This is a genomic window from Microvirga lotononidis, assembly GCF_034627025.1.
GTDB classification, from domain to species: Bacteria; Pseudomonadota; Alphaproteobacteria; order Rhizobiales; family Beijerinckiaceae; genus Microvirga; species Microvirga lotononidis.
In genome coordinates this window covers 2,160,949-2,180,434 of the sequence record NZ_CP141048.1, presented here as the reverse complement: position 1 = coordinate 2,180,434, position 19,486 = coordinate 2,160,949, and the positions used below count along the sequence as shown (strand labels likewise).

The window sequence follows — 19,486 nt, the reverse complement described above, 5'->3', positions numbered from 1 at the left end:
GGATCGTCACCAGGCCGCTTCGTAGATGGCGCGCGCATCCTCGAGGGTGAGCGGACGCGGGTTGTTCACGAGTAGCCGCGTCTGCTTCATGGCATCCTCGGCCATCATCGGAACGGCCTCCTGGGGAATTCCCACGTCGCGCAAGCGCGGCTGAAGACCGACTTTCCCGCACAAGGCGGCAAGCGCTTCTACGAAAGCCGCGCCCGACGCAGAGCCTTCAAGCTCCGGGAAGGCATGGGGCGCAAGCTCCGCATAAGCCGCCTCGCAGGCGCTCGCATTGAAGCGCAGCACGTGCGGCAGGACGAGCGCATTGGACAACCCGTGCGGCACGCCGAAATGCCCGCCGATGGGATAGGCCAGCGCGTGAACGGCGGCCACGGGCGAATTGGCGAAGGCCTGCCCGGCCAGCATGGAGCCGAGCAGCATGGCGGAGCGGGCCTCGATATCGTGGCCGTGATGCACGGCGCGCTCGATGTTGCGGCCGAGCAGGCGCAGGGCCTCCTTCGCCAATGTCCGCGAGACCGGATTGTTGTTGGGGCTCGTCGAGGTATAGGCCTCGATCGCATGGACCATCGCGTCGATGCCGGTCGCCGCCGTCACGTGGGGCGGCAGATTCACGGTCAGATCCGGATCGAGCAGCGCAATGTCGGGAATGATGAGCGGCGAGACGACGCCCTTCTTCTCGTGCCTCCCGGTGGTCACGATGGAGATCGGCGTCACCTCCGATCCCGTTCCGGCCGTCGTAGGAATGGCGAGCAGCGGCAGCCGGGGACCTTTCGCGATGCCGACGCCGTAGATCTCGGGAAGTTTCTCATCGCTCGCCGCGAGAAGCGCGACGAGCTTCGCCACGTCGATGGAGGAGCCGCCGCCGAATCCGATCACCGCCCTTGCCTCGAAATCCTTGGCTTTCGCAACGGCGGCCAGCACCACATCCTCGGGCGGATCGGCCACGACCGCGTCGAAGACGTCGACCGCGATGCCCGCCTCCTCCAGCACATGGAGGGCCGGTTCGATCAGCCCGGCTTTCACGAGGCCCGCATCGGTGACCACGAGTACGCGGGGCCCGAGGCGCTGAGCCGCGATCTCGCCCAGGCGCGCGATGCTGCCGGAGCCGACGATAAGCGAGGGTGCGGTGTTGAAAGTGAACGGCGACATGGACTGTCCCAAAAGTGGGTTCCTCTGCGCCCAGAGTGCCGCGAGCCGAAGGGGCCAGCAACCCGCCTGCGCTTCAGCCATTAGAACGAGGGGCTAATCCTGGAATTCCTCGATGGCGTCGACCTTCTCCGGATAGAACGCCAAGTGCTCCTTGATGGCCGCGACGGCGGGGGCAGGCTCCTCGTAGCTCCATGCCGCGTTCTCGCGCACAAGCCCGCCGCCGTTCACGGTGAAATACGAGGCGTCGCCCTTGTAGGGGCAATGGGTCCTGTGCTCGGTGGAATCAAGCAGATCCATCCGCACATCCTCGCGGGGGATGTAATGCACCGGCGGAAGAGTGGCCTCTCGGAGGGTTAGGCCCTTCGTCGTCTCGGCGACGATGAAGCCGCCGAGCATGACCCGGATGCGGTGCGGGTTCTTCGTAATCGTGATCGGATGATCCGGGCCGGGCTCTTTCATGGGGTCACCGCTTTCCAGAGAAGTCTTCTCAAGTGAGAAGATAGGGCAACCCGGTTGCGGCCCAAGACGGGATGAGAATCACGTCTTGTCGGGCCGGGGCGCGGGGTCTCCCTCCTTCACGCCCAAAGCATCGGCCAATCGCGCCTTGGCGGAGCCGGGACGCAGAGGCTTCTGCTGGCTTTCATGCGGGGTCCAGCCGGAGAGCCAGACGATCTCGAAGGTTGCCGGGATGCGGCCGTCCGCGTCGCCGAAGCGCTCCGCATAGATCTCGGCCGCCCGCATCAGGGTCGCGCGCCGCAGAGGCGTCCTCCGGCGGTCGAGCAGGGCGTTGGTCAGCCCCATCCGGCGCAGGTCCCGCATGAGCGCGAAGGCATTGGCATAGCGCACCCGGACCACATCCGTATCGGTGACCGGGAGGGCAAAGCCTGCGCGCTGCAGCAGGCCGCCGATGTCGCGTAGGTCGGCGAACGGCGCCACGCGAGGGCTCACGCCGCCCTCGACCTCCGCTTCGGCCTGGGTCAGGGACTGACGCAGCTCCGTCAGGGTCGAACCGCCCAGGAGCGCGCCGATGAAGAGGCCGTCGGCCTTCAGCGCCCGGCGGATCTGGATGAGGGATCCGGGCAGGTCGTTGACGCCGTGCAGGGCCAGGAGCGACACCGCGAGATCGAAGCGCTCGCCCGAGAACGGCAGGCGCTCTTCGTCTCCGACCACGCTCCCACGCTCCGGCACCGGGGCCAGTCGGATGACGGTCCCGACGTGCCCGCTTCGGCGCAGGGCCTCGGCGGCGATCGGCGTCGGCGTACCCACATCGAGCGCGAGATCGAAGCTCCGCAGCACCGTGGACAGCCGCTCCTCCAGATCCTCGACGGCGCGGACCAGAAGGAAATCGGCATAGCCTTGGTCGAGCGCGCGGGTCAGGCGGCGGCGGACGAGGGGACGGTCGAAAACGAGGGGCGTGGTCATGAGGCGCTCGATATGGCGTGTGCGAGTCCAAGAACCAAGGATTTTTTATCCGTCTCAGCGACGGAGATGCCAAGGCGGCAGCCTTCCGCTAAGCTTCGCTCATGAGCGAGCCTGCCGAAGTCGAACCGATCCCGCCGAGCGCCCGCTTCCGTGCGGGAGCGCGCGCGGCATGGCGATCGGCCCTCGGCCTGATCTATCCGCCGACCTGCATCGCCTGCCAGGCGGCCACGGGTGAGCCCCATGCCCTGTGCGCGGCCTGCTGGTCGCAGATCCGGTTCATCGAGCGTCCCTTCTGCGAGCGGCTGGGGACGCCCTTTACGGTCGATCTCGGCCAGCCGCTTCTCTCGCCGGCCGCCATTGCGGACCCGCCGGTCTTTCAGCGCGCCCGGGCGGTGGCGGAGTATGACGGCACGGCGAGCCTGCTCGTCCACCGGCTGAAATACAACGACCGCCTGGAACTCGCCCGGGCGCTCGGCGGCATGATGGCCCGGGCCGGCGCCGAGCTTCTCGCCGAAGCGGATGTGATCGTGCCGGTGCCGCTGCATCGCTGGCGGCTTTGGCGGCGACGGTTCAATCAGGCCATGGCTCTCGCCAGGATCGTCTCGGTGGAGAGCTGCGTCGCCTGCGACCCGTTCCTGCTCGCCCGCGTCAAGCACACCCGCCGCCAAGTGGGGCTCACCAAGGCGCAGAGGCAGGAAAATCTCCAGGGCGCTTTCCGTGTGCCCCTGGACGCCCGGGCCAGGCTCAAGGGCAAGCGGGTGCTCCTGATCGACGACGTGCTGACCACCGGGTCCACGGCCAATGCGGCCTCGCGGGCACTCCTGCGCGGCGGCGCGACCGCCGTGGATATTCTGGCCTTCGCCCGAGTTGTCCAGGAGTTGTGAAGATAGCCCAAGGCTTCCTATATCCTCGCCATCCAAGGAGAATTGTCCCCCATGCCGTCCATCACGATCTACACGAAGAGCTGGTGCCCCTATTGCTCGGCCGCCAAGAAGCTCCTCACCGAGAAAGGCGCCGCCTTCACCGAGATCGACATCGAGAAGAAGCCGGAAGCCCGCGCCGAGATGATGCAGAAGGCGAACGGCCGATCGACCGTCCCGCAGATCTTCATCGGCGAAAAGCATGTCGGCGGCTGCGATGATCTGTATGCTCTTGATGACAGGGGCCAGCTTGAGCCTTTATTGCAGGCCTGACGGAGACCAGACTTCATGACCTCGACTCGCTTCACCGCCGCCTGCGTCCAGATGCGCTCCGGACGCGACGTTCTAAAGAACCGCGACGATGCGGTCGCGCTCGTTCGCGAGGCCGCTTCCCAGGGCGCGCATTTCGCCCAGACGCCGGAGATGACCTCCCTCGTCTGCCGGGACCGGGCGGAGCTGTTCGACAAGGTGGGGCCGGAGGCGCAGGACCCCGTGCTGGCGGCCCTGCGCGAGGTGGCGCGGGAGAAGGGCGTCGTCGTTCAGATCGGCTCGATCGCCGTGAAAGAAGGCGACAAGGTCGCCAACCGCGCCTTCCTGATCGGCCAGGACGGCGACATCATCGCCTCCTACGACAAGATCCACCTCTACGACGTGGACCTGCCGAACGGCGAGAGCTGGCGCGAATCGGCCACCTATACGGGCGGAGCCTCGGCTGTGGCGGCCGAGACCCCCTGGGGCTATCTCGGCATGACCATCTGCTACGACGTGCGCTTCGCCGCCCTCTACAAGGCGCTGGCCGAGAACGGCGCCTCGTTCCTCTCGGCCCCGGCGGCCTTCACCAAGCAGACCGGCGAAGCCCATTGGCACGTCCTGCACCGGGCACGAGCGATCGAGACCGGCTCCTTCATGATCTCCGCCGCGCAGGGCGGCCTGCACGAGGACGGCCGCGAGACCTTCGGGCACTCAGTCATCATCGATCCCTGGGGCCGGGTGCTGGCGGAAGGCGGAACGGAACCCGGCGTCTTCCTGGCCGAGATCGACACCGCCCTCGTGGCCGATGTGCGCGGCCGTATCCCGACCCTCAAGAACGCCCGGCCCTTCAAGGTCGAGGTCGTCCCCTTCATCGAGACGGATCGGGCGGCCAGCGCCTGATCCCTTCCCATTCCGCGCTTCAATCCTTAAATCTCCACAGGACATGATCAAGTATGCCTTGGCCTGCGAGCAGGCCCATGAGTTCGAGAGTTGGTTCCCGTCGAGTGAGGCGTTCGAGACGCAGCGCAAGCGCGGCTTCGTGACCTGCCCTTACTGCAACTCGGCCAAGGTCGAGAAGCAGATCATGGCCCCGTCCGTGGCGCGGACGGACAAGACCCCGAAGGTGCCGGCGCCGGAGCCGCAGCCCGTCGCCGTCCTGTCGGAGCGCGAGCGAGGGATGCGCGCCGCGTTGCGGGCCCTGCGCGAGCATGTGATGAAGAACTCCGAGAATGTCGGCAAAGGCTTCGTCGAGGAAGCGCGCAAGATGCATTACGGCGAGGCGGAAGAGCGCTCGATCTACGGCGAGGCGGATCTGGCCGAGGCGCGGGCCCTGCTCGAGGAAGGCATCGACGTGCTGCCCCTGCCCGCCGTGCCGGACGACCGGAACTAGTTTCCTTTGCTTTCGAGATCCGACTTCAGGCGGTCGAGCATTTCCACGGCACGGCCCGCATAGGCGCCGATCCAGCGGTCGTAGATCTGCTTGATCGGGAGCGGGTTGAGATGGTTCCAGCGTTCCCGCCCCTCGCGCCTGACGATCACGAGATCCGCTCCCTCCAGGACCTTCAGGTGCTGCATCACGGTGCAGCGGTCGAGCGCCGGGAACCGGGCGCACAACTCGCCCGTGGTCTGGGGCTTGTCCTTCAACGCATCGAGAATGTCGCGGCGGGTCGCGGCCGACAGGGCCTTGAAGATCCGGTCGTTGTCCTCGTCGCTTGACATGTTATGTTTTTATAACATGATGGCCGAACCTTCAAGGAGAGCGCCATGGATCTGACGTTCAAGGTGTCTGCAAGGATTGCGAAGCCGGTGGCCGAGGTGTTCGAGGCGGTCGCCAATCCGGACGAGCTGTCGCGCTACTTCACGACCGGCGGGGCCAAGGGCCGCCTCGAAACCGGCGCGACCGTCTCGTGGGATTTCCACGACTTTCCGGGAGCCTTCCCGGTCTGGGTCGTCGAGGTGGTGCCGGAAAGGCGGATCGTCCTTCAATGGGAGGCCAATGAGGGCGACTCGATGGCCAGCTACAGAACCACCGTGACGATGACCTTCGAGCCGCTCGACGACGGGCGGACCCTGGTTTCGATTTCCGAGGAAGGCTGGCGCGAAACGAAAGACGGCCTGAAGGCGTCCTATGGCAATTGCCAGGGCTGGATGCAGATGCTCTGCGCTCTCAAGGCCTACAAGGAATACGGCATCAACCTGCGGGAAGGCATGTTCAAGTAGGAGCCTGACCGGAACGAGCCCGGGGTTCTGGGCTTATGTCTCATCCGAGACGATGATCGAGACGGGCTTCTCTTGACGGTTTTCTTCACCAGCGACACGCATTTCGGCGACCCCCGGGTCCTGCGGATCGACAAGCGTCCATTCAAGACGATCGCCGCCCACGACGACGCCCTCATCGCCAACTGGAACGAGGTGGTCTCGCCGGAGGACGAGGTCTGGCACCTGGGCGATTTCGCCCTGCACGTGAAGCCGGAGCGGATCGACGAACTGCTTGGGATTCTCAACGGCCGCAAGCACCTGATCACCGGCAACAATGACGGCTCGGCAACCCTTGCGGCGCAAGGCTGGGCGAGCGTTCAGGCCTATGCGGAACTCATGCTGGAAGGCCATGCCCTGGTGATGTGCCACTATGCCTTCCGCACCTGGAAGAACATGGGCCGCGGCTGGATCGACCTGCACGGCCATTCGCACGCCAAGCTGAAGCCGCAGACACGGCAATACGACGTGGGCGTGGATGCGTTCGATTATCGCCCGGTCACGCTCGAGACGATTCTGGCCTCCCGGACGAGACGCCGGAAGGCCAGTGCCGACATGGTATCCGACTGATAGGCACGATCAGACAGGAGCCTTCACCGGCTTCCAATTCATCGGACTGCCGGCGCGATCGAGCCTGCGGCTCCAGAGCGCCAGGAGGAGGCCCGAGGCCGGCAGCAGGGCGGCGACCCACGGGACAGAGCCCAGGCCCAATCCGTGATCGATCACGAAGCCCCCGAGCCAGGCGCCGAGCGCGTTGCCGAGGTTGAAGGCTGCGATGTTGAGGCTGGAGGCCAGGCTCTGGCCGGCACCGTCGGCCTTTTCCAGAACCCACATCTGCAGCGGCGGCACGGTCGCGAAGGCGGCGGCGCCGAGCAGGCCCACGAACACGATGGCCGTGGCCTTGTCGTGAATCCCTAAGGTCATCGCGGCGAGGACCAGGGCCAGGACCCCGAGGGACCCGAGCAGGGTCGCCATGAGGTGCCGGTCGGCGAGCCGGCCGCCGAGGAGGTTGCCCAGCACCAAGCCGCCGCCGAAGACGAGCAGGATCGGCGAGACGGCGGCCTCCGAGAAGCCGGTGATCTCGGTCAGGATTGGCGCGATATAGGTGAAGACCGCGAACACGCCCGCATAGCCGAGCACCGTGGTGAGGAGCCCGAGCAGCACGGGCCGGCGGGAGAGCACCTTCAGCTCGTCGCGAAGGCTGCCGCCCTCGGCCTTCTCGTGGCGGCCCTTGGGGACGAAAAGCGCGATGACCGCCAGCGCCGCGAGGCCGACGAAGGTCACGGCCCAGAAGGTCGCGCGCCAGCCATAGGCCTGGCCGAGCCAGGTGCCGAACGGGACGCCGAGGATGTTGGCGACCGTGAGGCCCGTGAACATGACCGCGATGGCCGAGGCCCTCTTGTCCGCGGGCACGAGGCTCGTCGCCACGACGGAGCCGACGCCGAAGAAGGTGCCGTGCGCGAAGGCCGTCAGGACCCGGGCGGCCATGAGCGTCGCGTAGTCCGGCGCGACCGCGCAGGCGAGATTGCCGAGGGTGAAGACGATCATGAGGGCGAGAAGCACGGTCTTGCGCGACCAGCGTCCCGTCAGGGTGGTGAGCAGCGGCGCCCCGACCACGACGCCGAGGGCATAGCCGGAAATGAGCAGGCCCGCGGCCGAGATCGAGACGCCGAGATCGGCGCTCACCTGGAGAAGCAGGCCCATGATGACGAATTCCGTGACGCCGATGCCGAAGGCACCGGCCGTCAGGGCGTAGAGGGCAAGAGGCATGGGAGAGGTCCTTTGACGAACACCGGCCGCAAGATGGACGCCCTGTCGCTTATGAACTAGCCTGCCATCGGGAACAGAATTTATGAATTGAAGTCACAATGGCCCGAATGGACATCAACCGGTCCGGCGAGATGGAGGTCTTCGTCCGGGCCGTGGATCTCGGCGGGTTTTCCGCCGCCGCCCGGGCTCTCCGGATGACGCCTTCGGCCGTAAGCAAGCTCATGGCCCGGCTGGAGGCGCGCCTGGGCGCCCGCCTCGTCAACCGCTCGACCCGCAAGCTCCAGCTGACGCCGGAGGGCGCCGCCTACTACGATCGGGCGGTGAGCATCCTGGCGGATCTCGACGAGGCCGAGCGCAGCGCCGCGGCGGGAGCCGCGCCGCGCGGCCGCCTGCGGGTCAATACGAGCGTCCCGTTCGGCACGCACCGCCTGATCCCCCTGCTGCCGGATTTTCTCGAGCGGCATCCCGAGGTCACGGTCGAGATCACGTTGACGGACACGGTGGTCGACCTGATCGAGGACCGGGCCGACGTGGCGATCCGCGTCGGGCCGCTGAAATCCTCCCAGCTCGTGGCGCGCAAGCTCGGCGAGAGCCGGATGATGCTGGTGGCGGCTCCCTCCTACCTGGACCGGCGCGGCATGCCGCAAAGCCCTGAGGACCTCGCCCGCCACAACCTTCTCGGCTTCAGCTTCGCCCGTCAGAGCAACGGCTGGCCGTTCCAGGACGGGAACGGTCATGTGAGCGCCGTCGTGCCGACCGGCAATGCCCAGGTGAGCGACGGCGAGTCCATGCGGCTTCTCGTGCTCGCCGGCCTCGGCATCAGCCGCCTCTCGGTGCTCCATGTGGCGCCCGACATCGCAGCCGGGCGGCTCGTCCCCGTGCTGGAGGCCTACAATCCCGGCGACACGGAGAGCGTCCATGCCGTCTATGTGGGCGGCGGCCACCTGCCCGCCCGGGTCCGCGCCTTCCTCGACTACCTCGTCGAGAACGCCCGGCTCAGTTGAGCAGAGTTGCTCCTGGTTTTGTGATGGGAGAATGCCGTTTCCGACTTTTCCCGCGAACATTTCCGCCTATGACGGGTTGCGTTCGAACGGGAGACAGGAATGGATCTGCCGAAAAGCGATTTGAGGCCCACGCGACGCATCTCGTTGATGCGCCGGTTCTTCGACAGCGAAGCCTCCGGCGGCATGATCCTCATGGGCGTGACGGTGATCGCCCTGGCGGTCGCCAACTCGCCCCTGGCGGACATCTATTTCGGTGTCCTGAAATCCTACATCCTGGGCCTGAGCGTCCTGCACTGGATCAACGACGCCCTCATGGCCGTGTTCTTCCTGCTGGTAGGCCTCGAGATCAAGCGCGAGATGCTGGACGGGCAGCTCTCCACCTGGCCGCGCCGGATCCTGCCCGGCATCGCGGCCCTCGGCGGCATGGTGGTGCCGGCCCTGATTTATCTCATCATCACGTCGAACGAGCCGCAGCTGCGTCACGGCTGGGCGATCCCGACCGCCACCGACATCGCCTTTGCGCTCGGCGTGCTGGCGATCCTCGGCCCGAGGGTGCCGAAATCCCTCACGATCTTCCTGACGGCGCTCGCCATCCTGGACGATCTCGGGGCGATCATCATCATCGCGCTCTTCTACACGAGCGACCTCTCGCTCGCGATGCTCGGTGCCGCCGCCCTCTGCCTTCTCGTGCTCGTCGCCTTCAACCGCTTCAACGTGACGGCGCTCCTGCCCTATCTGGCCGTCGGGGCGATCCTGTGGTTCTTCGTGCTTCAATCCGGCATCCACGCGACCCTCGCGGGCGTGGCGCTTGCCCTCACGATCCCGCTTCATGCCGCACCGAAGAAGACCAGGGCCGAGGATTCGCCCCTGCATCGGCTGGAGCATGCCATCCAGCCCTCGGTCGCTTATGCGATCATCCCGATCTTCGGCTTCGCCAATGCGGGCGTGCCGCTCTCAGGCCTGTCGTTCGGCTACCTCATGGACCCCCTGCCGCTGGGCATTGCCCTGGGCCTGTTCATCGGCAAGCAGGTCGGCGTCTATGCCTTTTCCCACGCGGCCATCCATCTCGGCTTCGCCGATGTGCCCGCAGGCGCGACGCGTCTTCAATGCTACGGCGTCGCCCTGCTTTGCGGCATCGGCTTCACCATGAGCCTGTTCATCGGCGCCCTCGCCTTCCCGGGCCAGGAGAACCTGATGAACGCGACCAAGGTCGGCGTGCTCATGGGATCCGCCCTGTCGGCGCTCGCCGGCTACCTCGTGCTCAGCGTCGCGCCCCGGGAACAGCCCCTCAAGCCCTCGCGGCCAGCAGCATGTAATTGACGGCCGTATCGTGGGACAGGGACCAGCTGTCCCGCAGCGGGTTGTAGGCCACGCCCATGAGGTCGTTGACGGCAAAGCCCGCCGCCCGGATGGCGTCGGTCAGCTCGTCCGGGGTGACGAACTTGTCCCATTCGTGGGTGCCCTTGGGCAGCCAGCCGAGGATGTACTCGGCGCCCACGATGGCGGACGCGAAGGAGCGCAGGGTCCGGTTGATGGTCGCCATGACGAGGCACCCGCCGGGCTTCACCCCTTGCGCGCAGGCGTTCACGAAAGCCTGCCGGTCCGCCACATGCTCCACCACCTCCATGGCCAGCACCATGTCGAAGGTCTCGCCGCGGGCGACCACCTCCTCGACGGTCTCGTTGCGGTAATCGACCGGGAGGCCGGCCCGCTCCGCATGGAGCCGTGCCACCGAGATATTGGTAGGCGCCGGATCGAGCCCGGTCACCCTGGCGCCGAGCCGCGCCAGCGGCTCCGACAGCACGCCGCCGCCGCAGCCCACGTCCAGGATCGTGATCCCGTCCAGGGAGCGGGCCGAGCGCGGATCGCGCCCGAACCGGCGGCAGGCCTCGTCCCGGATATAGGCCAGCCGCACCGGGTTGAACTTGTGCAGGACCTTCATGGGCCCCTTCGGGTCCCACCAGGTCTCGGCGATCTTCTCGAAGCGGGCGACCTCGGCCGGGTCGATGGTGGTCATGAGATCCTCCGCGGAGATTCTCTCCCATGCAGGGAGGATTAAGGGTGGCTCGACCGGGTGAGACCTTCACGTCATGGCCGGGCGTGTCCCGGCCATCCCGCTTCGAAGAGCCTTGCGCTTCTCACATCGGGAACACCGGCACAAGACCGGGGACGACCTGAGGGCAAAACTGCGCGTTGACAGCGAGAGTCCCTACCGTCATGTATACGCGCCTTTTCGCGGCGCGAAGGGGCTGAATCTCTCCAATCTCACCACGGCCTTCTTCGTCCATGCCCCGTCTTGTCATGAAGTTCGGCGGAACATCCGTCGCCACCGTAGAGCGCATCCGCAATGTGGCGCGGCATGTCAAACGCGAGGTCGAGGCCGGCTATGACGTCGCCGTCGTCGTGTCCGCGATGGCGGGCAAGACCAACGAGCTCGTCGGCTGGGTGAAAGAGGCCCACGCCTTCTACGATTCGAAGGAATACGACGTGGTCGTCGCCTCGGGCGAGCAGGTGACCTCGGGTCTGCTCGCCATCGCCCTGCAGGAGATGGGTCTGAAGGCCCGCTCGTGGCAGGGCTGGCAGATCCCGATCATGACCTCCGACGCCCATGGCTCGGCGCGAATCGCCGCCATCGACGGCACCGGGATCATCAAGGGCTTCGCGGATGCGAAGGAAGTGGCCGTCGTGTCCGGCTTCCAGGGCGTGCATCAGCCCACGGGCCGCGTGACCACCCTGGGCCGCGGCGGATCGGACACCAGCGCCGTGGCGCTGGCGGCCGCCATCCAGGCCGAGCGCTGCGACATCTACACGGACGTGGACGGCGTCTACACCACCGATCCGCGCATCGTGCCCAAGGCCCGGCGCCTGGACAAGGTATCCTACGAGGAAATGCTGGAAATGGCCTCGCTGGGGGCCAAGGTGCTCCAGGTGCGCTCGGTGGAGCTCGCCATGATGCACCGCGTGCCCACTTATGTGCGCTCCAGCTTCGACGATCCCGCCGATCCCAAGCTCGGCACCCTCATCTGCGACGAGGAAGACATCATGGAACAGCAGGTTGTCACGGGCATCGCCTATTCGCGCGACGAAGCCCAGATCACGCTGCGGGACATTGCGGACAAGCCGGGCATCGCCGCTTCGATCTTCGTGCCCCTGGCCGACGCCAACATCAACGTGGACATGATCATCCAGGTCGTGTCCGACAACGCCGCCACCACGGACCTGACCTTCACGGTGCCCACCGCCGATTACGAGCGGGCCTGCGCGATCCTCAACTCCCACCGGGACGAAATCGCCTTCAAGGAGCTCCAGGGAGCGACCGACGTGGTCAAGGTCTCGGCCATCGGGGTCGGCATGCGCAGCCATGCGGGCGTCGCCGCGCGGGCCTTCAAGGCCTTGGCCGACAAGGGCATCAACATCCGGGCGATCACCACGTCCGAGATCAAATTCTCAGTCCTGATCGAATCGGCCTATACGGAGCTTGCGGTGCGCACGCTCCACTCGCTATACGGCCTTGATCAAGCCTGATTGACGAAGGAACCGTCGGGCTGCGACATTTATAGTATGTAGCCGCCGGTTCGCTTCGCCGGCTCACGAAGGACGGGAACTGTAGCTCATGCCAAGTGCTCCCGGCGGTCCGCGCCTTCTGCTGCGCCGCCTCCGCGAGATCATGGCGGAGCCGGTCGGGGCGCAGGACCGCCTTGACAAGATCGTCACCCAGATCGCCGCCAACATGGTGGCGGAGGTGTGCTCCGTCTACGTGATGCGCGGCGACGGCGTGCTCGAACTGTTCGCCACCGAGGGCCTCAACCGGGAGGCCGTCCACCTCACGATCATGCGCTCGGGCGAGGGCCTGGTGGGTCTCATCGCCTCCACGGCCGAGCCCCTGGCGCTCTCGGACGCGCAAAGCCACCCGTCCTTCTCCTACAAGCCCGAGACGGGCGAAGAGATCTACCACGCCTTCCTGGGCGTGCCGCTGCTGCGCGCCGGCAATACCCTGGGCGTCCTGGTCGTCCAGAACCGCACCTACCGGGTCTATACCGAGGAAGAGGTCGAGGCGCTCCAGACCACCGCCATGGTGGTGGCCGAGATGCTCGCCACCGGCGAGCTGCAGGCCCTGGCGCCCGTGGACACGGGCATCGCGCTCCGCCGCCCCGTCTACCAGAAGGGCGTCGCGCTCGCCGACGGCGTGGGCCTCGGCCATGTGGTGCTCCACGAGCCCCGCGTGGTCGTCAAGAACCTCATCGCCGAGAACATCGAGGCGGAGCTCCAGCGGCTCGATTCGGCCATCGCCGAGGTGCGCCTGTCCATCGACGAGCTGATCGAGCGCGGCGACGTGGCCCATCACGGGGAGCACCGGGAGGTCCTGGAGACCTTCCGCATGTTCGCCCACGATCAGGGCTGGCTCCGGCGCATGCGCGAGGCCGTGACCTCCGGCCTGACGGCGGAAGCCGCCGTCGAGCGGGTGCAGTCCGACAACCGGGCCCGAATGCTGCGCCAGACCGACCCCTATCTGCGCGAGCGCCTGCACGATCTCGACGACCTCGCCAACCGCCTGCTGCACCGCCTCGTCGGACGCGACCTGGTGGTCGAGCGCAAGCACCTGCCCGAGAACGCCATCCTGGTGGCCCGGTCCATGGGCCCGGCGGCGCTCCTCGACTACGACCGCTCGCGCCTGCGAGGCCTCGTGCTCGAAGAGGGCGGGCCCACGAGCCACATCGCCATCGTGGCCCGCGCCCTCGGCATTCCCGCCGTGGGCGAGGTGTCGAACGCCACCTCCCTGACGGAGCAGGGCGACGCCATCATCGTCGACGGCGCGGCCGGCGACGTGCAGATCAGGCCCAATCCCGACGTGGAGGCCGCCTATGCCGAGAAGGCGCGCCTGCGCGCCCGCCGGCAGGAGCAATACCTCAAGCTGCGTGACGTGCCCTCCGTCACCAAGGACGGGGTCGAGGTCACCCTGCAGATCAATGCCGGCCTCGTGGTCGACCTGCCGCATCTGGACGAGACCGGGGCGGCGGGCGTCGGCCTGTTCCGCACCGAGCTGCAGTTCATGATCGCCGAGCGGATGCCCTCGGCGTCCGAGCAGCAGGCGCTCTACAGCACCGTCTTCGCCGAGGCGGGCGGCCGCCCCGTCACCTTCCGCACCCTCGACATCGGCGGCGACAAGGTCCTGCCCTACATGCAATCCGTCGAGGAGGAGAACCCGGCGCTCGGCTGGCGGGCGATCCGCATCGGCCTCGACCGTCCGGGCCTTCTGCGCGCCCAGGTGCGTGCCCTCCTCAAGGCCGCGGCCGGGCGCCCGCTCAAGATCATGTTCCCCATGGTGGCGACCTGCGACGAGTTCGAGCGCGCCAAGCAGATCGTCGAGCGCGAGAAGGCGCATCTCGCCAATCACGGCCATCCGCTGCCCTCGGACCTGAAGCTCGGCCTCATGCTGGAGGTGCCCTCCCTCCTGTTCCAGCTCGAGGAAATCTGCCAGAGCGCCGATTTCATTTCGCTCGGCACCAACGACCTGATGCAGTTCTTCTTCGCCATCGACCGGGAGAACCGGCGCGTGGCGGACCGCTTCGACCCCTTGAGCGCGCCCATGCTGCGCGCCCTCAACATGGTGGCCGAGCAGGCCCAGGCGGCCGGCTGCGTCGCCACCGTCTGCGGCGAGATCGGCGGACGGCCCCTCGAGGCGATGGCGCTGATCGGCCTCGGCTTCCGCTCGCTCTCCATGTCCCCGGCCTCCATCGGTCCGGTCAAGGCCATGCTGCTGGAAATGAACGTCGCGGAACTCAGCACCCTGATCCGTGAGGAGCTGAAGAACGCCGGGGGCGGCGAAACGCTGCGTCCCAAGCTCGCCCATTTTGCGGAAACCCGTGGTATCCCGGTCTGATGTCGATTGCGCCTCCCTCCGACCGCCTGAACGCCATTCTTGCCCGCCATGACATCATCACGGCGACGCTCAATGCAGGCCCAGATCCCGAAACCTTCGTCGCCCTCTCCCGCGAGCTCGCCGAGCTCGACGGCGTCGTGTCCGCCATCCGCGCCTACCGGGCCATGGAGGACAACCTGAACGGCCTCCAGGCCCTCATCGACGACGCTTCGACCGACGCCGAGATGCGCTCGCTCGCCGAGGACGAGCTGCCTCAGGCCCGCGAGGATCTGGAGAGAGCCGCGCAGGACCTGCGCATCATGCTGCTCCCCAAGGACGAGGCGGACGAGAAGAGCGCCATCCTGGAAATCCGCGCCGGCACCGGCGGCGACGAGGCCGCCCTCTTCGCCGGCGACCTGCTGCGCATGTACACCCGCTACGCCGACCTGAAGGGCTGGAAGGTCGAGATCGTGTCCGAGAGCGAGGGCACGGCCGGCGGCTACAAGGAAGTGGTGGCCGAGATCAAGGGGCGCGGGGTCTTCGCAAGGCTCAAGTTCGAGAGCGGCGTCCACCGGGTCCAGCGCGTGCCGGACACGGAAACCCAAGGCCGGATCCACACCTCCGCGGCGACCGTGGCCGTGCTGCCGGAGGCCGAGGACGTGGACGTGGTGCTCAACGACGCGGACCTGAAGATCGATACCATGCGGGCGCAAGGCGCCGGCGGCCAGCACGTGAACAAGACCGAATCGGCGATCCGCATCACCCACATCCCGACCGGCACGGTGGTGTTCGTCCAGGACGAGCGCTCCCAGCACAAGAACCGCGCCCGCGCCATGGCGCTGCTGCGCGCCCGCCTCTACGACGCCGAGCGCACCGCCAAGGACGCGGCGCGTGCGGCCGACCGCAAGGCCCAGGTCGGTTCCGGCGACCGCTCCGAGCGCATCCGCACCTACAACTTCCCGCAGGGCCGCGTGACCGACCACCGGATCAACCTGACCCTCTACAAGCTGGAAGAGGTGATCAGCGGCAACGCCCTGGACGAGCTGATCGACGCGCTCATCACCGAGCACCAGGCCGCCCAGCTCGCCGCCCAGGACCAGGCGGCATGATCGAGGGCCTCAGCCACATCACGCTCATCACCCGCGACCTCGATCGCATGACCGTCATCATCGAAGGAGCGCTGGGAGGCCTGGAAATCTACGCCTCCGGTAACGAGACTTTCTCCCTGTCGCGGGAAAAGTTCTTCGATGTGGGCGGTCTCTGGATCGCCGTCATGGAAGGCGAGAGTCTCCCGTCCCGGACATACAACCACATCGCCTTCAAGATCCCGGCCTCTGCCGTCGAGGACTACCGGACCCGGATCGAGGCGCTGGGGCTGGAGATCCGCGAATCCCGCCCACGGGTCGAGGGCGAGGGCCATTCGCTGTATTTCTACGACGATGACAACCACCTGTTCGAGCTGCATACCGGCACACTGGAGGAGCGGCTCGAACGCTACCGCCGGGGTCCGACGCCTTGAAGACCCGCTCGGACGCTCTGAAGAACCTGCGCCAGGCCCTGACCGAGGCCGGGTTCGAGACCGCGGCGCTCGATGCCCGCCTTCTCCTTCTTTCGGCGCTGGGGATTTCGGCCACGGAGCTGATCACCCGGCCGGACAGCCCCCTGTCGGCGGCCGAGGCCGAGACCCTCGCGGGATTCACCCGGCGCCGCCTCGCCCATGAGCCGGTCGCCCGGATCGTCGGAACACGGGAGTTCTGGGGCCTGCCCTTCCGCCTCTCTCCCGAGACCCTGGTGCCCCGGCCCGACACGGAAACCGTGGTCGAGACCGCGCTCGACCTGATCCCGGACCGGCAGGCGCCCCTCAGGATCGTGGATTTCGGCACCGGTTCGGGCTGCATCCTGGTGGCGCTCCTCCACGAGCTGCCCAATGCTACGGGCCTGGGGGTCGACCTGTCCCTCGGGGCCCTCAGGACCGCCCGCATCAATGCAACCGACAACGGAGTCGGCAGCCGCAGCCGTTTCGCCCTCTCGCGCTGGGCCGACGGGGTTTCGGGGTCCTTCGACCTGATCGTCTCGAACCCGCCCTACATCGCCTCCGGGGTGATCCCGAGCCTCGACGAGGAGGTGCGGGAGCACGATCCGAGGCTCGCCCTCGACGGAGGCCCGGACGGCCTGGAGCCCTACCGGGTCCTCTTGCTGGAAGCCGGGCGGCTGCTCGTGCCCGGCGGCCTGATCGTGTTCGAGATCGGCTACGACCAAGCCGAGGATTTAACCGCTCTGGCGGAGGCTCGCGGCCTTGAAATCCTGCGGATCGCCCCCGATCTATCAGGGAACCCCCGCTGTATCGCCATGAAGCGATCGTGATGAACGGATGCGTCTTTTGTGTCCCAGGGCGGGATAAAGTCGGAATTACCCCTTGTTGGACCGAGAGGAACCCGCTAGATTCGGGTCTAGAGATCGTCCTCGGTCTAAACAAATCGGCAGTCCCCCGGGGACATGCCGGAAGACCAAACGATATCAATCGCGCAGGCAGGGGCTTTTGAAACAGAAACAGCCTGGCGCGATCACCTGAACCCGACACTGAAGGATGGCCGGAAGCCTTGCAGGGCTATGGCTGAATGTCAGACGGTTGCCACGCGAACGGTGGGCGTTGAGCCCGTTCGGTGAATATTGGCTTGCATATCGCGTGGGCATGAAGAACCAGCGAGGCTCGTAGAGCGAACAATGAGACCAGGACAAAACAGGCGGATGCGCGGTCGTAACAACAACAACCGCAACAACAAGGGGCCCAATCCCCTCACGAAGAGCTATGAGTCGAACGGCCCGGACGTGAAGATCCGCGGCACGGCTCAGCATATCGCCGAGAAATACAGCCAGCTCGCCCGCGACGCGCAATCGAGCGGCGACCCGGTGGCGGCCGAGAACTATTTCCAGCACGCCGAGCACTATTTCCGCATCATCGCCGCCGCCCAGGAGCAGCTGCGCGAGCAGTACGGCTACCAGCAGCGGCCCTTCGACGAGGAGGGCGGCGAGGACGAGGGCTTCTCCCAAGGTGAGCGCCAGGGCTTCGACCGGTCCGGCGGTCAGGATTTCGGCAACGGCGACGACCAGGATTTCGGCTCACAGCCGCAGCCCTACGAATCCCGCGGCGAGCGCAACGACCGCCCGAGCCGCTTCGACCGGCAGGATCGTGGTGACCGCCAAGATCGCGGCGACCGGCAGGACCGGAACGACCGCCAGGATCGTGGCGATCGGAACGATCGCGGCGACCGTCGCGAGCGCTTCCAGCGCGACCGAGGCCCGCGCCAGGATTACCAGCGCCAGGATTACCAGCGCCAGGATTCGCGTCAGGACTCGCAGCGTCAGGACGAGCTGCCCTACGAGGCGCGCCAGGACAGCGGCGAGCGCAATGAGCGCCCTGCCCGTTTCGAGCGCAACGACCGGGGCGACCGGCCGGAGCGCCAGGAGCGGAGCGACCGTTTCGAGCGCAGCGAGCGTTCTGAGCGTCCCGAGCGCCGTGAGCGCTTCCAGCGCGAACGCCGTCGTGAGGAAGCCGAGGCGCCCGAGCAGGGCACCCTGCCGGCCTTCCTGACCAACCCCGTCCGCTCCCCGGCTCCCCCGGTGGCCGTCGAGGAGGCTCCGCCCGCCCCTCCGGTGGTGCAGGAAGCGGCCAACGACGAGGAGGCTCCCCGCCCCCGCCGTCGCCGCCGCACCCGCCAGGAGATGCTCGACGCGGCCAATGCCGAGAAAGCCGGTTTCGCGCCCGATCCGGCCGAGACCCCGGCGGCCGAGTAAGGCTTCATGACAGACGATACGAAAAGGGAGGGCTTGGCCCTCCCTTTTTTGTTGGCGATATTATACTTGACGTACCCAAAGACCGTGATACCTTAAGCGTATCAACAGTTTGAGGTCCGTCGTGTCCATCCTTTCCGCCCCTCACTTCCATGATGAAGAGGCCGCTTACGCCTTCGTCGAAGCGCGGGTGTGGCCGGAAGGCCCAGTGTGCCCTCACTGCGGTGGCTTCGAGCGCATCTCCAAGATGGGCGGTAAGAGCACCCGGATCGGGGCCTACAAGTGCTACCAGTGCCGTAAACCCTTCACGGTGAAGGTTGGGACGGTCTTTGAGAGCAGCCATGTTCCGTTGCATGTCTGGCTTCAGGCCATGTACCTTCTCTGCTCCAGTAAGAAGGGTATCAGCTCCAACCAGCTTCACCGCACCCTTGGGGTGACGCTCAAGACGGCCTGGTTCATGTCTCACCGCATCCGCGAGGCTATGAGGGAGGGCGACCTGTCCCCTTTTGGGGCTGACGGCGGCGTGGTTGAAGTCGATGAGACCTTCATCGGCCGCAAGAAGGGCGCACCCAAAAAGCGGGCGTACCATCACAAAATGAAGGTGCTGACGCTGGTTGAGCGGAATACGGGCAGGGCCACAAGCATGGTCGTGGACGACCTAAAGCCCGCTACCATTACCCCGATCCTGCGCCAAAACCTTGCCAAAGAGGCCAGCGTCATGACGGACGAAGCCGGACACTACTACCATCTGAGCAAGGACTTCGCAGAGCATCGGTTCGTGCGTCATGGACAGGGTGAGTATGTCTCCCTTGAAGATCGCACAGTTCATACGAACACGATTGAGGGTTATTTCTCCGTATTCAAGCGGGGAATGAAGGGCGTTTACCAACATTGCGGAGAGAAGCACCTTCACCGCTATCTTGCTGAGTTCGACTTTAGATATAATCACCGCGCCGCTCTCGGCCTTGGAGATCAGGAACGATCTGATAAGGTCTTGGTTGGCATCGTGGGTAAACGGTTAATGTACCGGGACTCGTTGGCCGCGTAGGTTCTCC

Annotated in this window: 21 protein-coding genes; 15 read left to right on the top strand and 6 right to left on the bottom strand. The window is 66.5% G+C overall.

The genetic code is table 11. The annotated features are described in order from the left end of the window. Positions 1-6 precede the first annotated feature (6 nt). The 3 genes from U0023_RS10345 to U0023_RS10335 form a co-directional block, all read right to left on the bottom strand. The gene (locus tag U0023_RS10345; RefSeq protein ID WP_009493282.1) at positions 7-1,155 is read right to left on the bottom strand and encodes an iron-containing alcohol dehydrogenase; all 1,149 of its coding nucleotides are present in this window, start codon (positions 1,153-1,155) and stop codon (positions 7-9) included. A gap of 93 nt (positions 1,156-1,248) precedes the next feature. Then, on the bottom strand, positions 1,249-1,614 hold the full coding sequence (locus U0023_RS10340) for a DUF427 domain-containing protein (RefSeq protein WP_009493283.1): 366 nt from the start codon (positions 1,612-1,614) through the stop codon (positions 1,249-1,251). 78 nt (positions 1,615-1,692) lie between these two features. Then, the gene (locus U0023_RS10335; protein ID WP_009493284.1) at positions 1,693-2,577 is read right to left on the bottom strand and encodes a methyltransferase domain-containing protein; all 885 of its coding nucleotides are present in this window, start codon (positions 2,575-2,577) and stop codon (positions 1,693-1,695) included. Positions 2,578-2,678: 101 nt separating this feature from the next. On the opposite strand from U0023_RS10335, the gene U0023_RS10330 reads away from it, so the two are divergent. Genes U0023_RS10330 through U0023_RS10315 form a run of 4 tightly spaced genes read left to right on the top strand, consistent with a single transcriptional unit; the run spans position 2,679 to position 5,139 of the window. Further along, positions 2,679-3,461, top strand: a complete 783-nt coding sequence (locus tag U0023_RS10330; protein WP_009493285.1) for a ComF family protein — start codon at positions 2,679-2,681, stop codon at positions 3,459-3,461. A 51-nt stretch (positions 3,462-3,512) separates the two neighbouring features. Beyond that, positions 3,513-3,770: a glutaredoxin 3 gene (grxC, locus tag U0023_RS10325; RefSeq protein WP_009493286.1), complete on the top strand. Its 258-nt coding sequence runs from the start codon at positions 3,513-3,515 to the stop codon at positions 3,768-3,770. A gap of 15 nt (positions 3,771-3,785) precedes the next feature. Beyond that, positions 3,786-4,649 carry a carbon-nitrogen hydrolase family protein gene (locus U0023_RS10320; RefSeq protein ID WP_009493287.1) on the top strand — a complete coding sequence of 288 codons (864 nt, stop codon included), beginning with the start codon at positions 3,786-3,788 and terminating at the stop codon, positions 4,647-4,649. A gap of 43 nt (positions 4,650-4,692) precedes the next feature. Next, the gene (locus U0023_RS10315) at positions 4,693-5,139 is read left to right on the top strand and encodes a DUF1178 family protein (protein ID WP_009493288.1); all 447 of its coding nucleotides are present in this window, start codon (positions 4,693-4,695) and stop codon (positions 5,137-5,139) included. Here the strand turns inward: U0023_RS10315 and U0023_RS10310 are convergent. Continuing rightward, entirely contained in the window at positions 5,136-5,468 is a 333-nt protein-coding gene (locus tag U0023_RS10310; protein ID WP_009493289.1) for an ArsR/SmtB family transcription factor, read from the bottom strand. The two genes, U0023_RS10315 and U0023_RS10310, sit on opposite strands and share 4 nt — an antisense overlap. A gap of 45 nt (positions 5,469-5,513) precedes the next feature. Between U0023_RS10310 and U0023_RS10305 the strand changes: the two genes are divergently transcribed. Then, complete coding sequence (locus U0023_RS10305) at positions 5,514-5,969, top strand: SRPBCC domain-containing protein (RefSeq protein ID WP_009493290.1); 456 nt, start codon at positions 5,514-5,516, stop codon at positions 5,967-5,969. A gap of 72 nt (positions 5,970-6,041) precedes the next feature. Continuing rightward, complete coding sequence (locus U0023_RS10300; protein ID WP_009493291.1) at positions 6,042-6,575, top strand: metallophosphoesterase family protein; 534 nt, start codon at positions 6,042-6,044, stop codon at positions 6,573-6,575. A gap of 9 nt (positions 6,576-6,584) precedes the next feature. On the opposite strand, the gene U0023_RS10295 is transcribed toward U0023_RS10300, so the two are convergent. Continuing rightward, a complete protein-coding gene (locus U0023_RS10295) occupies positions 6,585-7,775 on the bottom strand; it encodes an MFS transporter (RefSeq protein WP_009493292.1) in 1,191 nt (396 codons plus the stop codon). A gap of 98 nt (positions 7,776-7,873) precedes the next feature. Here U0023_RS10295 and U0023_RS10290 point away from each other — a divergent pair, with 98 nt between their 5' ends. Together U0023_RS10290 and nhaA are read left to right on the top strand one after the other, a co-directional pair. Further along, entirely contained in the window at positions 7,874-8,779 is a 906-nt protein-coding gene (locus U0023_RS10290; RefSeq protein WP_009493293.1) for a LysR family transcriptional regulator, read from the top strand. 99 nt (positions 8,780-8,878) lie between these two features. Then, positions 8,879-10,099, top strand: coding sequence for a Na+/H+ antiporter NhaA (gene nhaA, locus U0023_RS10285; protein ID WP_009493294.1), 1,221 nt, complete (start codon positions 8,879-8,881; stop codon positions 10,097-10,099). Here nhaA and ubiG read toward each other — a convergent pair. Then, positions 10,068-10,796: a bifunctional 2-polyprenyl-6-hydroxyphenol methylase/3-demethylubiquinol 3-O-methyltransferase UbiG gene (gene ubiG, locus U0023_RS10280; RefSeq protein WP_009493295.1), complete on the bottom strand. Its 729-nt coding sequence runs from the start codon at positions 10,794-10,796 to the stop codon at positions 10,068-10,070. The two genes, nhaA and ubiG, sit on opposite strands and share 32 nt — an antisense overlap. A gap of 269 nt (positions 10,797-11,065) precedes the next feature. Here ubiG and U0023_RS10275 point away from each other — a divergent pair, with 269 nt between their 5' ends. The 7 genes from U0023_RS10275 to U0023_RS10245 all read left to right on the top strand — a co-directional run bounded on the left by U0023_RS10275 (position 11,066) and on the right by U0023_RS10245 (position 19,479). Beyond that, on the top strand, positions 11,066-12,304 hold the full coding sequence (locus U0023_RS10275; protein ID WP_009493296.1) for an aspartate kinase: 1,239 nt from the start codon (positions 11,066-11,068) through the stop codon (positions 12,302-12,304). 88 nt (positions 12,305-12,392) lie between these two features. Further along, on the top strand, positions 12,393-14,660 hold the full coding sequence (gene ptsP / locus U0023_RS10270; protein WP_009493297.1) for a phosphoenolpyruvate--protein phosphotransferase: 2,268 nt from the start codon (positions 12,393-12,395) through the stop codon (positions 14,658-14,660). Next, a complete protein-coding gene (gene prfA / locus U0023_RS10265; protein ID WP_009493298.1) occupies positions 14,660-15,748 on the top strand; it encodes a peptide chain release factor 1 in 1,089 nt (362 codons plus the stop codon). Before ptsP ends, prfA begins: the two co-directional genes overlap by 1 nt. Beyond that, complete coding sequence (gene fosX, locus U0023_RS10260; RefSeq protein WP_009493299.1) at positions 15,745-16,158, top strand: FosX/FosE/FosI family fosfomycin resistance hydrolase; 414 nt, start codon at positions 15,745-15,747, stop codon at positions 16,156-16,158. Before prfA ends, fosX begins: the two co-directional genes overlap by 4 nt. Continuing rightward, positions 16,155-17,003 (top strand): peptide chain release factor N(5)-glutamine methyltransferase, encoded by an 849-nt coding sequence (prmC, locus tag U0023_RS10255; RefSeq protein ID WP_009493300.1) that lies wholly within the window; start codon positions 16,155-16,157, stop codon positions 17,001-17,003. Before fosX ends, prmC begins: the two co-directional genes overlap by 4 nt. 384 nt (positions 17,004-17,387) lie before the next feature. Further along, a complete protein-coding gene (locus tag U0023_RS10250; protein WP_009493301.1) occupies positions 17,388-18,434 on the top strand; it encodes a DUF4167 domain-containing protein in 1,047 nt (348 codons plus the stop codon). A 121-nt stretch (positions 18,435-18,555) separates the two neighbouring features. Then, complete coding sequence (locus U0023_RS10245) at positions 18,556-19,479, top strand: IS1595 family transposase (RefSeq protein WP_009493302.1); 924 nt, start codon at positions 18,556-18,558, stop codon at positions 19,477-19,479. The last annotated feature ends 7 nt before the right edge of the window (positions 19,480-19,486 follow it).